We start from the raw sequence: 14,446 nt of genomic DNA, 5'->3' as shown, positions 1-14,446 counted from the left end.
TCCTAGTTTGTGGATACCGCGGCCACGATGGCCTGCCACACCAAGGCGCGTGCGCCCGCATCGATCGCGAGCGCTTGGCGGACGCCGCGCGCGAGCTCGAGATGAACAAATGCCGCGCCATGCGGCGCCACCGCGCGTCGCTGGGCGTTGGAGGTCGCCCCGAGCAGCGGCGTGTCGAGCGGATAGACGCCAACGCGATAACCGTAAACGCGCAGCGCCGCGGCGAGCGCGACGACTTTAGCCGAAGGCGTGCTCGAGCCGCTGCTAATCACCATGTCCAGCTCGCTTGGTTCGGTGCCAAAGCCATGGACTTGCACCACGATGAGGCCCGGCTGGAGCGCCGCGATGGCGGCGGTAGCGACCGTCATTTCGTGGGCCTCGTTATGGCTGACATCGGCGGGGCTGTCCTCACGCACTGGGCGCGTGCCATCGGCGCTCCAATAGCGATGCACGCTGCCCGCAAAGAGCGCGCGTGGCGCCTCAGGCGCGGACGCCTCGACGAGCCACCGCAGCGCGATCTGCTCGGTGAGTTGATCGAAGTACGGATGTGGGGCCTGCAACAAGATGCGCGGCATCGCGCTATCGCATCGCGCGAGATACACCCCGCGACCACGTGCGCCGGGCGCCACGCCGACCAGGCCGTCAAGGGCCACCGGCTGACCTGTGCCCGTCACGACATAGCGCGCGGGCGCAAGCTCAGCGGCGGTGGGTGCGAGCGCCGTGGCCGCAGACGCAGGCGCCGCGCAACGCCACAAGTGCCACGCCGCAGCCGCTAACTCGCGCTTCTCACTGGCGGCCATGGGCGCGTAATCGCCGACGTCGGGCCCAGGCCACAGCCGCTCGCCGAGCGCATCCACCGCGATGGTCTCGGGCGCCGGCGCCGGCGTGGTGCGCGGCGAATCGGGCGGCGTCGCCGTCGACGGAGGCGACGAGCTGCCACCATTGCGACAGGCGACGTTGCTCACCACGAGCGGGGAAAGCATGATGGCGAGATACACACGATTGCGCACGTTATGGCCCTTCCTCTGGCTGTGGCTCGGATCCAAGCAACTCAAGGCGTCGCACGCTAGGCGCGGCGACGACCTGCATCGGCACGGATGAAACAAAGCGTACCATCACAGGCTTTGTCCCTTGGTACCGCCAAGTCACCGTATGCACACCTCCACGAATATCAGGGCCAAGGCCGTAGCGCACCGCGGCGCCGACGGTTGGCGCGGGCCCGCTGCGGTCGAGCCAAATCACATCGCCCCTCGCGGCCAAGGGCGGTAGCTCCAAGGTCTTAGCGAGCGTCGTAAGGCTCGCCACCAACTTGCCGACCAAGCGATTGCGCGCGCCCCCGCGCAACGCGAGCTCAAACGTCGCGGCTTGGATTCCCGCGTCGGCGCGCTCGGCATACACGACCGCATAAATCGAGGTCGCGCCGTCGTGGCGAACGGTGGTCGTATACGTTTCGCCTGGCTCCCAACGGTAGAGCGCGCGGCGTCGGTAGACGCGCAGGCCACCGTCGCGCACGCGACGATTGATATAGCATCTAGCCTCGGCGGGCGCGGCGAGTTGCATCGTCACGTCGCCGCTGGCTGACGCCATCAGCTCCCACGTCTCGCGCGGCACGGTCTGATTCTTTTCGTACCACGTGCCGTCAATCGATACCTTGATCAGCGCTGGCACGCTCGCAACATGGCAGCGCAGCGTCGGGGCTTGCGCGGTCTCGATTGGCCATATCGCGACGACCGCTCGATCGAGCGGCACCTCCGTCTCGAGCTCTTGATCGACGGCAACGCCTGGCGTCGCACGCGTCTCGCTGGCCCACGTGGCGGACGGCGCGATTTGTTCGAGCGTCGCGAAGCTGACCGCCCCTTGATCTGGCCGCAACGAATAGAGCGGCGTCGGTGGCACCAGCACCGAGGTGACCTCGTCGCTAAACGGATCGGTCATGCCGACGGGTTGCAGGCGCATCGCGGTGTGCAAGGTATAGGCTTGCCGCGCCGGCGGCGCCGCGGCTTGGTTGGTCCTTACCAGCTGTGGCCCGACGGTCAGCCACGCGCGCGTTGAAAGCGGCGCGCCACGCCACTTTACGTTGGTGGCGGTGAGTTCAAATGTGCTCACCATGGCCGACGGCTCGCCCGTATAACGGTAGGCGCGCACCAGCAAGGGCGTGCTGCCCGCGACCTCGAGCGAGGCCGCACCCACCGGTGCGACGACGCGCATCGATACCGGCTCTGACACCTCGACCGCCGGCGGCGCCTTGCCACCGCCAAGCGGAGGCGGCGGCACCGCGCGATCGAAAAATTGCGGCGACGAAACCACGGCCAGCTCGTCGCGCCCGAGCAAGTTGCCCGCGCCGTCGCGAAACACGACGTCGAGCACAAACGGCACCGGCTCGGCCATTTCGCCTGGCGCCAGCAAGCGCCGCACATCAAGCCGCAACGTGCGATCGGCCTCGGCCTCGCCGGTCGCAAACGAGACCGCCGTCGCGTCATCGACGTAGTGCGCGCCCCCCTTGCGAATGGTCACGCCGCCGCGCGCCTCGTCATCGCAACCCGCCAGCGTCAGCGGCAGCACTCGCCCCGGCCTTGCCGCGCGCAACCATACCGAATGAAACGTGGGCGGCAGCTCCAGCGGCCCTTCGTACGTCTGCCAGGCCGAGATAAATTGTTCGCCGACGGTGCGCACCAACAATTCGCCTGACGCCAGGGGCACGCCATGCGCGGGCTCGATCGAAACCGTCAGCCGACATGGCCCATACGCATTCATCGACACCCACTGGCGATCGGTCACCGGCCACACGGTTTGTGCATCCTGCGCCAGCGCGGGCAGCTCCATGACATAGTGCGAAATCGCGACATAATCGAGGTTGCGCTCGCCAATCGCAGACAGCTTGTTCCATCGATACTGCAGCAATTCTTCGCGCTCATCGATGTCGAGCATCGACCACGTGCCTAGAAACCGGCCGGCCGTCAGCTCGGTGCCGATGGCGTCGTCCATGAGCTGCTCCGAGCGCTTGACCTGCGTCGTCGAGCGCTCGCGCCGCTCCAAAATACGCACCAGCACGGGCGTCTCCACGGTGCTGTAGATCCACAGCTCGGCGTCTTGGGGCATGGTAGGCAGGGCCACCGTGGTGAATCGGCCGTCGGTGAGTTCGATCGAATCGTCGGAAACAAAGGCGCCTTCGCCCATGACGCCGCCAGGCAGCGGCTGCTTGGTCTGGCGCGACGTCGACCAGATATCGTGTTGCCACAGCACCCGGTCGCCGATCTTGGCGATCAGCCGCACACCGTAGACCACCAGCTCATCCGGCGTCGTGATCGAAGGCGCTGCCGCCTGCTTGGGCAAGATGGCATGCGTAATCAAGCGCACTGTGTTGTCGGTTTGCGACAAGCGGAATCGCGCGCCACGCGTCTGATCAACGCGATACGAAATCATTTTTTGCGAGCGGCGAAGCTTCTCGCTCTGCGCGCTGGGCGGCGCCTGCAGCACGTACATGGTGAATTTCCACAACAGTCCAACCCCGATCAGAAAGACCAGGAAAGCGACATGTGGCGTATAGCGACCTTGCTTACGGCCCATGACGACCCACCTCAAAGGCGCAACGCTGCGCCACGAGTAACCTCGCCGGCGTCGACTGCGGACAGGTGCGCGCGCCCATGAGCGGATACCAGCGCATCGTGCCGCGCTCGGGCACCACGAGCCATGGCACCGCATCGGCGACGTCCCACGCCAAGGTGGCGCCGCGCCGCTTGGTAGCCGCCAGCATGCGCGAAAGGCTGGCGATATCGGCCGACTGTTGATAGCTAGCCACTGCCGCGGTCACCGCCGGATCGATCGCCGACGGCGCCAGCGCCAGGGCATGGCGCGGCGTATCAAAATACATAGACACCCGCCGCCACGGCATGCCCGCCCGCGCCGCAATGAGCTGCCAGGTCGCCGGCTCATCGTTGCGCATTGCCTGCCGCAGCTCGTTTGAGAGCCAGATCTGCATCACCGCCACGCGCGGCAGCGCGCGCGAGAACGCGAGCTGCGGCGAGCCGACGCCGAGTAGGTCGCGCGAATCGGCATCCGATGACGCATACGCCAACCGGCCGAGCAGCGGCGACACCTGCGTCGTAAGCCACCACGATGCCGCCGCGGGCACCGAGGTATTGGTGATGGTCGGCGTGCCGAGGCCAACATACGACATGCCGCTTTCGGCGGCCTCAAACGCCTGGGGCACGCCGCGCATGGCCGCTATCACCGCATTACTGCCCGCAGGTAAGGTGCGGTCCAGCGCCTGATGCATGGCCTGAAATTCCGAAAACACGCCAGTGGCGACGTCGGCATGCCACGGCAGATCGCGCACGGATCGGGCAAAGACCAGCGCGCGCCCTGACCCTTGACGCCACAGCATGAAGGCCGTCGACGCTGCGCCCTGCTCGACAAACCCGCGCGGCACCTCGAGCACAATCGGCTGACCGCCGGGGCGAATCACCGCGGCGGCGAAATGACCGCGCAACCCTAGCACCAGATCGCCCGGCCCTTGGTCATAGAGCCATTGCAGCCGATATCCGAGCGCCTCCGCCAACGCCGCGACCGCCGCGGGCTGCGCGCCGAGCATGATCGGCTCGACGATCATTTTTTCGAGGATGCGAAGCTCGGACGCCGAGAGCTGCCACAGCTGATGCTGCCCCTCCCACGCCACAAACCAGTCGCGCACCGACGTCATCGAGGTCGGCAAGGCTGGGGCGCTGTGCGCGATGAGGGCGATCGCTTCGTGGACGGGCACGCGCAGCACGGCAAACTCGGCGTCCTCTTGCCATTGCAAGATCGGCATCGGCGGTTCGGTCCACGACAATTCAACGGGGGTAGGCCACAAGTCACCTAGCGAGACGCGCGCGGGAATCGAATGACGCAGATGCAGGATCGGGTCGCCCTGGCGCTGCCGCACCTGCACGATGCTCTGACGCCGCAGCTCGCGATGCGCCACCAGCAAGGTGGCGCGCGGATGCGCCGTCGAGGCCGCCGCCGAGCTCGCATCGTCGCCATCGACGCCGCTGACCAAGATGGCGCGACACTGCACGCGCGCGCAAAGCGCCCACGCAAGCGGCACCGACCATTCATCGTGACGCGGCCGCGGGACTTCGAGCACCGGCCCGCTCGCGTCCGGAAAGATCATCGCCGAGTCCCAGCCGCTGACGCGCGTGAGGTCTTCCTCCGGATCGAACAAGAACCATGCGGGCCCGTTCGCACCCGCCATTGGCCTAAGCACCAGCCCCACCGCCTCGGCGCGTTCATTCACCAGCCCCGCGTCGCCCTCGCCCTCCAGCCAGGCATCGACGCCCTGCCACAGCTTGGCGTAGCTCGACAACTCGCTCGCGGATCGGCCTTGGCGCATTGGCCTTGGCAACTCGCGTACGGCACGCACCGCCGACCAGGCCAGCGCGGCTTGGGGGTGCGTAAGCGCCCTGCTCGACGCCACGCCATGTTGCGGCTGGGCGCGCGGTGCCACCTTGGGCGCGACGAGATCGAGCACAAAGCCAACCGCGCTGCCGGCCACGAATGAGACCAACGACACCTGCACCGCCGGCAACATGACGCGCCCGACTTTTTTGAGATTGAGCATCTTGACCGCGAGCAGGCTGGTCAGCACGTAGCCAAAGCCAAAGAGCTGGGACACCTCAACGTCCGGCAGCCACAGCCACACCACCCAGGCCAAGATAAATTTGAGGACGAACCCCACCGTGAACACCACGGTCACCTTGCGCGGCCCTTCGAGATTCATGTTCTTAAATAACGGCAGCGTGAGCACCGCCTTGGTGACGTAGAGCAAGACCATGGCCTCGACGATGGTCGTTATCAGCGTGCTCGGTTCGAACCACGTGAGCGCCAAGAGCGAGGGCACCAAGATCCCGTTGTAGTCCCATCCGTAGTCGAGGTTGTATTGCGCGGCCAGATACGACCCCGTGACCATGATGATGTAGGCCTTGGGACTGCCGAGAAAGTCGAGGGCGACGTTTTCGTAGGTCAGCTCGAGGTTGGCGAACGACAGGTTCGTGCCCGGCAAGATGAGCAGGCGCAGCAGCGCGTAAACAATGAGCACCGCGACGCCGGTCTGAAATAGGCCGCGCTTGACGTCGAGCTTCCAAAACATGTTGGCGAGGAGCGGCACCAGCACCAGCCCCACCGAGGAAAAATCGTGCGACGAAGCGAGGTGCGTGCCGAGCAACCCATCTAGATGCGTCAGGCCAAATTCGAGCAGCCACAGCTCGCTTACCTGCCGCACTACGACGCTCACTAACACGACGACGAAAAAGCGTTCACGCCCAATCAGCGGGCTCCACACGCCAAATGACGCCATGCGATCGCTGAGGAAGCGCACGATCACAAACGTGATGACGCCCTCGACGACCACGGCGATGCCGGCGGCAGGCTGGACGACAAACACCGAGGCCAGGTAGCCCGGCACCACCAACCCGGCCCAAACCCAGCCAAAGACCTCGGTGAAGAATAGGAGCACGTAAACGCCGATCAAAACGGCGATGAGAATCGACTGATCTAACCCGCGCTCGGGAAAGATTGGCAGCACCGAAATGAGGTTCTGCGCGGCAGGTAACATCGACCGCCGCATGATCGCACAAAACGGGCCCTACGACGCTGTGGCGCACCGCCAATCGCGGGTTGTGCCGCGGCGGCGCGGCTACTCCGTGGGGCGCTTATTCAAATGCACCTCGACGACGGTGCCATCCTCGATGTTGCTCTCGACGCGCAGGCTGCCCTCACAGGCCTCCACCGCCTCACGCGCCTCGCGCAATGGTCGCAGATGCTCGGACACCGGGCCGCCGCCGCGGATTTCAGAGATGTCTGAGGCGGGCAGCAACATCTGCGGCCCCTCAAAACGCAACACGATTTCCGTCCCTTGCTCGGAGACCTGCACGCGCGCAGCGCCGCCGGGGGAGGCCCGGCCTACCTCCGCCACCAAGTGCTGCAACGCCGTGCGCAGCTTGTCGCCCTTGCCGAGCACGGGGGCGATGGCCGCGGTGACGTCGAGCGCCATTTTGCCACCACCCTGGCCGGTCCAATCGCGCAGCACATCTTGCATCACGCGCAGCACATCGACCATGTGCCTTGGCGCCACGTCGCCACCGCTTGACCACTGCCATTGCGCGCCGCTTAGCGCCTCATCGCGGCGTTCGGCGGCCGATAGCACGTACACGCCGCCCGCCTCTTGCTCGCCGCCCTCGACCTTGCTCAAGGTAAATTCAATTGTAGTGGCCGGGCCGGTGGCGTGCTGCATCGTCGCGGCCATGCGGACAAACCCACCCTGCGCCATAATATCGCGCAAGATCACGCGCGCGGCCTCGTCGGTGACGTTGAGCAGCTTAACCAAGATCGCGCCAAGCGCCATGCCCTCAGGCCGCTCGATGCCGGCCATGGTAAGCAGCCGCCGCATCACGACATTCACTGAGGCGACGTCGCCCCACAGGCTAGCGGTTAGGAGCCCGGTGGGTAGATGCTCAACCAGGCGGTCTTGCTGTGCGCGTTGCGCAAACACCGCGACCGAGTGGTGCTGCAACATCGCCACCGCGCCAGGCATATAACCATCAGACGAGGCATCGACCTGCCGCGCCTCGCGCAGATTCTGCTCGATGCGCCCCTGCTCGAGCGCCAGCGCGAGCTGACCGGCCAAGAGCTGTGCCATGCGCCGATCGGCGTCGCTTAATTCGACCGTTTTGTCGATGTGAATGAGCCAAAACCCGAGCAGGCGATGAAACGCGAGCAGCGGGATCAGCAGCGTCTTTTGGCCCAGCGCGGGATCGACGAACGGCCGACTCGACCACGTCGCGCGGCGCGTCGCATACGCCGAGGCATATGGCTCGCGGCGAATATCGCGGCGCTGTTCGATCACCTCTTCCAGCGTCGAGGGCCCCAAGCCTCGCAACTCGACATGCCACTTACCCGCGGCGAGCATGGTGACGTGACTCGACTTGAACGTGAGATACATGCGGCTGGTGGCGTAAAATCGCTCGAGCAACTCATCGACGGCCCACACGCGCTCGCCGCTGCGATGCTCGATGGCCGCGGCCACCAGGCGCGCGAGCTGCGCCTCGGCGCGATGCCGCTCGAGCAGCGTGCCGCCGATCGCCGCAAACGCCAACGTGCCCAGCGGCAGGCCCAGCGGCAACAGCACCGTGTAATAGGCAAAGCCGATATAGGCCACCGCGACATATGCCACCGCCCATACCGCGGCGTTGCCGACCAGCACCAGCGTGCGCAGCCGCGGCAGCGCCGCATAGCCCAGCAGCGCCAACGCCGCGCACAAGAGCGCCAACAACCACCCTGGCGTCGCCCGCCACACCGAGCGCTCGAGCACCGCGTGGATCAGGTGCGCATGGATCTCGGCCGGCGATAGCGCTCCGACCGGCGTTGGCACCGACGACACAAAGCGTTCGCCGCGCATGCCGATCACCACGACGCGGCCGGCAAAGGTCGCGGCCGGCACTTCGCCGCGGCGTACGAGCTCAGCGGGCAGGGTCGCCAATTCTGCTTGGCGCCCGATGAAGTTCACCGGCAGCGATGCAGCTGCCGTTTCGTAGCCGAGCTTGGCGAGGAGGCCATGCGTCACGGTGCGGCCTCCCAGATGCGCCTCGCTGCCAAGCGCGACGTTTTCGACTACGCCGCGCGAGCTCATCGAAAGGCCGGGTTGGCCGAATTCAGGATTTGGCGGCGGCATTAAAATATCGCCGCGCGCGATGGCCTGCGCCACCTCGGCGGAAAACTCGCCGGGCAGCATGCGCGGGCCGGGTTCCATCACCGCGATCTGCTTGGGCCCGCCCGCGAGAATCTTGGCCAAGGTGACGTCAAGCTTGCTTAGCTCCCACGGCGGCATGCCCCACGTATCTACGGTGCGCTCATCAATGGCGACGAAGATGACGCGCGCGGCCTGCGAACGAGGGCCGCGAACTTCGTACATCAGGCGCCGGGCGTTGCGGTCGATCGCCTCGCTGAGGCCGGTAATTTGTAACAGGCCAATCCACAACAGCATCAAGCCGGCGGCAATGCCGACCACGGTGCGGCGCGAGCGATCGCGCAGGTTGTGGAGAATCCAATAAAACACCAGAAATAATCATAACATGTGCCCGTTACGACGCAAAAATGCCGCCCCGACAGGGACGGCAACGCTAGCCACGGAACTCACCCGCGCACTAACCTAAGCGAAATCAGGCCTATGGCGCTGGTACGTCATCGGGGTCGTAGCCCACCACCACCGGTATTGGCGCACATTTGCCTTCCTTGCCGCGAACCTCAGCCGTGGCAATGATGTGCTCGCCAAGGCCCAGCGGGGTCGTAACGTCGATGTCGTCGCCATAGCCGATCTTCAGACCTTCCAACCCCGCGGACACCGGATGTCCCGCGGCAAACGAAATGTCGTAGCGACCAGCGCCGTTGTTGTCGATGTTGACGCCACAGTGCTTGGTTCCGTTATTCACAAACTTCAGCCGCGTCAGGTCACTCATCGAAAACGAGCTCGCCATCGAGTTGGCCATGTCGTCGCCTTGAATGATGACGGAGCCACCTTGCGCTTGAAACGCCTTGAGCGCGTCAAACGTCTTCTTGTCGTCAACTGGATAGCCAGGGTTCGAAAGCCAAACAATATCGTAGCCCGTTAGGTCATGGAGCTCAATGCCCGAGGCTGGCTCGGCGATGAACGTCGCGTCGATGTGGGCAAAGGCCGCTTGCAAAAAGGTGTTCTCGTTGGGCGCTTCGCCGTGATGGTTATCGTCGCGAATCACCAGGATGTGCGGGTTCTGCACCGAGCTTACCCACGACATCGAGTTAAACGCGAGCGTCTGCGCGTGGGCGCTGATTTCGGGATTCGACAGCGTCGCGAGAATGGTCACCGCACGCCCCGTCGGCGTCTCATGGCAATCGATATTTATCTCGTAGGTGCGCGACCCCTCGGCCTGACGGGTGCCGTCTTTCCAGCTCCAATTTACCGTGACCTCCACCGGGCCGCAGATATTTTCCGGCATCCGCGCGCAGATTTGGTTGGTGGTTTCCACGTAATCGTTGACCAAGGCAAAGGCATCCGGCACCTGCGTTGGATCATCCATAAAGAGCGCGCGGCCACCCGACACGCTGGCAAAGTCTGCCATGCCGACCTGGTCGATTTCTTTGCCCAGCCCGATCAAGTACAGCGGCGTCGAGATGCCGTTGATGTTGAGATTCTTGACGTCGTCAACCGTGGTGTCGATGCCGTCACCTGGATACTCCGTGCTCACCAAGCTCTGGTGCGCCGAGTTATTCTCACGACCGTTCGTGAACGCAACGATGCCGACCTTCTCGCTCTTGGCGCAAAAGTCCGCGATGTCGTGAAACGCGTCGCCATCGTCGCGCGCCGTAACGACGCCGCCGAGCGTCTCATTGCCGAGGCGCAGGCCATCATAAAGCGCGGTCCAGCCATGGTTGACGAACATTGCATCGATGCCGACCTGCAGCTCGTCCATTGAGCCGGTCAGCGGCACCAGCACTTCGGACTCGGTCGAGACGCGCACCAGCGACGTCTTGCCGCCAAGGTCGGTAATGCGCTGCGAAAACGACGTCACCGCCGTGCGCAAGTTGTCGATGACGCCAGCCTGGGAGCCGCTGTTGTCAGCGACAATGGCAAAGCTGCCGACGCCGCCCGTACAGCTTTTGAAGATGTTGGCCGAGGCAAGCTGCGTTGGCGCGGCGCCTCCGACGGACACCACCACGTCGGCATTGACCGTCCCAACACCGCAAGGCACCGCATTGGCGCCGTCGGTGAGCAGAATGTCTAAGCCGACATAGGAATCCCCGTGTGGGCCTCCGCCCCACCGAATTTCCTGTGCCGAACCTTCCAACGTCGTGCCTTGCTCGCAACTAGCTAGAATGACTAGAAGTAGCCATCCTGCCTTATGTAGTTTCGTATCGGTTAATAGAAGCATAATCCCCCACTCCTGTTCACATTTACTTAGTATTATCGTATGGTTACGATCCAGATCGCAAGCACAATCGACACAAATGCTATCTTTTTGTTCAGTGCCCCGCCTTTCGGCCTAAAGCGACCTCAAATACTCCCTCAAACCGAGTTGTTTTAGACAGCTTTCGTCATCGCAGTTGAGACGCAAGAACGGTTGTCGATAGAGCGCCGGAGCGCTGGCCAAATGGGGCCGCGCCCGGCGCCTCCATGATCCTACGAGACCCGCAACGCGCGTCATTCGCGCCAACAACATGCGAACCGCACGGTGCCTCGCTTTCGCCCCGCGATATTCGCTGTGCGCCGGGCACGGCCCTTTAAGAGGCCGGTGCCCCGGCGCCATATGCCGCGCCCTCCGCCTCTTTTTCCCTCATTGCTCACAGTGCGCCGGGCACGGCCCATAAAGAGGCCAGTGCCCCGGCGCCACATGGACTATCCATCGTTAAAAAAGGTTTATTTATAACTTTTTTACAGTGAATTATATTATGGTAGCCCTATTCAATGGATCGGATTTCGTCCACAAAAACGGCTCGCCGCCGCTCGTATCGCACTGGGGACCAACTAACCCTGCGCAAACGCGCGCGCGATGGCAGCGGTCGCGGCGGTGCAAGGCCAGGCTCAGGCCCTAAGCCGGCGAAGGGCCTGCGGCCAACGCCGCACCGCGCACGGCCCGTGCACAATCCCGCTCACCCCGTCCACGTAACGCTGCGCGTGGATAAAAACATTCCCTCGCTGCGTCGCGACGACATGTTTGCGCTCGTGCGCCACAGCCTGGCGGCGACCAACCAAAGCGAATGCCCACGCCTCGGCGACCGCACCTTTCGCATCGTCGAGTTTTCGGTGCAGACAAATCACATTCATTTGATTGTCGAGGCGGCAGAAAAGCGATCGCTTAGCTCCGGCATCACCAGCTTTGCAACTCGAGCGGCGCGCGCCATCAACAAAGCGCTGCACCGTCGCGGCGAGCGGGTCTGGAGCCAACGCGCACATACCCGCGCCCTCACCTCGCCGCGCGACGTGCGCAACGCACTTGTCTATGTGATCATGAACGCCGCTAAGCATGCCACCAAGACCGCGGGCCATGCCCGCCCACCGCGCACGCATATGTACAGCGCTGACCCATGCTCGTCGGCACCGTATTTTAACGGCTTTGCCCGCGCCAATGATGACGAAGCACGATGGCTTGCCGCGACGCGCGCCCCCTCACCCGTCCACGCCGCGCAAACTTGGCTGCTCACCACCGGCTGGCGCCGCCATGGCCTAGTCAAGCGACACGCGCCATTTGGCTGACCTCGCGGCAACCAAGTCGAGAACTACCCGCATCCACCCGTCGAAAACGTCGCGCGTGAGCAGCCGCGCCTTAGTTGTCTGGACGCTGCTTGCGTGGAAAGGCGATGCTGGCGCGCGCGGTTTGGAAGGCCGCATGGTCTTTGCATTTGACCGCTAAGGCTTTCTCCAGGGCGGACAGTGTTTCCCGAACGTCGGACGGGATGGCGGCGGTCATAATCGCTGACATTTCCTCTTGCCACTCCGGGTGCTTACGCGCGCGCGGGCCAAATTCTTTGGTCGCCTGCTTGATAATCTGCCCCTCGGCATCCGTGGCCATCACGTTCGCGGCCGCCTTGTCGCAATCGTCGCCAGCCGCTTCGAGCGCGGCGACTATCTTGATCGAATAGGCCTTCATGGTTTCGGCAATACCCTTGAGGTCCGCAAGGAATGCCGCTTTTTCCTCGTCCGCCTTGGCGGCTACGGGCGCATCAACGGCTGGACTTCCCGCGGCTTGCGACTTCGACGCTGGCGATTTTTCACACGCGCCGCCAAGCAAGACGGCGCAGACCACAACTAAGCATTTTGTTTTCATAGTGACGACTCACAGTGTAAACCAAACTGAATCAAGCCCAACCGCGGCGTGGTGGAGATTATGGACAGTGGGATAGGAAATTTCCGGCGGAATTTGCGGTGGTTGGCAAACGCGTAGCCAGCGCGGGCTGCGTGAACAGTGCCGGCTCCGGGGTGATTTGGAGCCGTCAGATGACTAAGATTGAGAAGTTCACTTTAAACACCATTGCTTCATTCCAAGTTCACACGATGTCTTGCGCGTAGCTACTGGAACATCACCTTCCTTGGGGCAGCGAAACCGTGCGATCCATTCGCCACGCGGCTTCGCTTTCCTGTCATTAGAGTTCACCTCACTGAGAATGTACGTATTTGCGTTACACGCAAGCACACGCAGTGCCGCCTGCGTCCCATTTGATTTGACAACATAATGCCGAATCTCAACTGGGCCAAAGGGCCCCGCCACAGATGTCTTGTCTGTAAATTTTGCAATCTCAATCGCGGTTGCTTTTGCAACCGCGCCTATCAGTTCAGCGTCACCTGCTGAAAGATCTATGGTGGCATCAGCCACGGACATGTCCACGACTGTGCCGTTTTGCGATGTAAGGGCGAGGCGTCGTGCTGCGACCATTACAATACCAAATGAAGCATCCAGCTGCGCATATGGCCAAGACATCTCAGTGGGCAGTCCCGTACGACATTGCAGTGACCGCCCGACAGCATCGCGCATCTCCACTGATCTTCTCAAACTCTTGGTCTGCGACTGAATCGTGACAAGCACGCCAGTATTGCAGAGAAATAGCCCGGCGCTCCCAACCTTGTCCGTTACGAAGTAGTCACTGCTTGAAAGTTGTTTAACCCCAGACGGCATCCGTGACTGGTCAATGCTCTCCTGATGTTGAATGCGAACTGACGCGCCTGTTTGATTCGCCCATCCCGGATGCGCAGAAAGCGGATTAATGTCTAGCTCCCCATTCTTTGTTTTCGGCACTTCCCAGGAAATCGTCAGCTGGTCGTCTCCCAATCGAAAAGCTGCTTTGCCTGGGGCTCCATGAACCTGATCGTACTCATCCACAATCTGCGGCATCACGGGAATCGCCGCGGCGATCACGGAGTTTTCACATAGCTGACTAGAAGAAAAAAGCGATTGCCGTTGGTTCGACGACGCCTTTGGGAGCATTTTCAACCGAAGGCTTTGCTATAGATTCCGATGTTTGGCTTTGCGGAACGGGCCCCTTCTTTGCGCAACTACAGATCGTTCCACAAAGCCAAACGACACAAAAAACGAACACGTGCCTCATGCACCGGTTCGTACCGGAGACCCAACTCGTTTGCAATTCTTTCTCCCTTCTCCCACGCAAACGTGAAATACCAACAAAAGGCAGAGGATGACCCAGTAGCGGCGTATTAGCGCGACATCTCGTGCGACGTTGAAAACACCACCAGGGTCACGCACCACCTCTTTTATTAAATACATTTCAGGCGCTTGCGATTCGCGGAGCGGCAGTGCCGGCATCTAAAGAAGCTACGCCGCGTCGACGTCGCGGCCGAGGTCACCAACCTACCCGACCACGGCAGCGAATAGACATCGCTAAAGCGACAAGAGTCAAAACGGCGTAGCTTCACGCTGGACGGATCACG

General features: G+C 62.9%; 8 protein-coding genes. 1 reads left to right on the top strand and 7 read right to left on the bottom strand.

The window, feature by feature from the left end:
* Window positions 1-2: 2 nt before the first annotated feature.
* The 5 genes from IPL79_15485 to IPL79_15465 form a co-directional block, all read right to left on the bottom strand.
* On the bottom strand, window positions 3-1,010 hold the full coding sequence (locus IPL79_15485; GenBank protein MBK9072382.1) for a hypothetical protein: 1,008 nt from the start codon (window positions 1,008-1,010) through the stop codon (window positions 3-5).
* 1 nt (window position 1,011) lies between these two features.
* Window positions 1,012-3,567: a hypothetical protein gene (locus tag IPL79_15480; GenBank protein MBK9072381.1), complete on the bottom strand. Its 2,556-nt coding sequence runs from the start codon at window positions 3,565-3,567 to the stop codon at window positions 1,012-1,014.
* Window positions 3,557-6,589 (bottom strand): poly-gamma-glutamate biosynthesis protein PgsC/CapC, encoded by a 3,033-nt coding sequence (locus IPL79_15475; GenBank protein MBK9072380.1) that lies wholly within the window; start codon window positions 6,587-6,589, stop codon window positions 3,557-3,559. Before IPL79_15475 ends, IPL79_15480 begins: the two co-directional genes overlap by 11 nt.
* Window positions 6,590-6,670: 81 nt before the next feature.
* Window positions 6,671-9,088, bottom strand: a complete 2,418-nt coding sequence (locus IPL79_15470; GenBank protein ID MBK9072379.1) for a CHASE2 domain-containing protein — start codon at window positions 9,086-9,088, stop codon at window positions 6,671-6,673.
* 109 nt (window positions 9,089-9,197) lie between these two features.
* The gene (locus IPL79_15465; GenBank protein MBK9072378.1) at window positions 9,198-10,853 is read right to left on the bottom strand and encodes a hypothetical protein; all 1,656 of its coding nucleotides are present in this window, start codon (window positions 10,851-10,853) and stop codon (window positions 9,198-9,200) included.
* A 617-nt stretch (window positions 10,854-11,470) separates the two neighbouring features.
* Between IPL79_15465 and IPL79_15460 the strand changes: the two genes are divergently transcribed.
* A complete protein-coding gene (locus IPL79_15460) occupies window positions 11,471-12,259 on the top strand; it encodes a transposase (protein MBK9072377.1) in 789 nt (262 codons plus the stop codon).
* 70 nt (window positions 12,260-12,329) lie between these two features.
* Here the strand turns inward: IPL79_15460 and IPL79_15455 are convergent, their stop codons facing one another.
* Window positions 12,330-12,830, bottom strand: coding sequence for a hypothetical protein (locus IPL79_15455; protein MBK9072376.1), 501 nt, complete (start codon window positions 12,828-12,830; stop codon window positions 12,330-12,332).
* Between the two features lie 189 nt (window positions 12,831-13,019).
* Window positions 13,020-13,916, bottom strand: coding sequence for a hypothetical protein (locus IPL79_15450; GenBank protein ID MBK9072375.1), 897 nt, complete (start codon window positions 13,914-13,916; stop codon window positions 13,020-13,022).
* Between the last annotated feature and the right edge of the window lie 530 nt (window positions 13,917-14,446).

The organism is Myxococcales bacterium (assembly GCA_016716835.1).
In the GTDB taxonomy this organism is placed as follows: Bacteria; Myxococcota_A; Polyangia; order Haliangiales; family Haliangiaceae; genus JADJUW01.
Note: the sequence above shows the minus strand (reverse complement) of the source record. Positions and strands in the feature narration are given on the sequence as shown.

Bases quoted from the DNA above. Each gene is read 5' to 3' on its own strand.
- IPL79_15480 (MBK9072381.1), bottom strand. From the start codon at position 3,567: ATGGGCCGTAAGCAAGGTCGCTATACGCCACATGTCGCTTTCCTGGTC.
- IPL79_15475 (MBK9072380.1), bottom strand. From the start codon at position 6,589: ATGTTACCTGCCGCGCAGAACCTCATTTCGGTGCTGCCAATCTTTCCC.
- IPL79_15460 (MBK9072377.1), top strand. From the start codon at position 11,471: ATGGATCGGATTTCGTCCACAAAAACGGCTCGCCGCCGCTCGTATCGC.
- IPL79_15455 (MBK9072376.1), bottom strand. From the start codon at position 12,830: ATGAAAACAAAATGCTTAGTTGTGGTCTGCGCCGTCTTGCTTGGCGGC.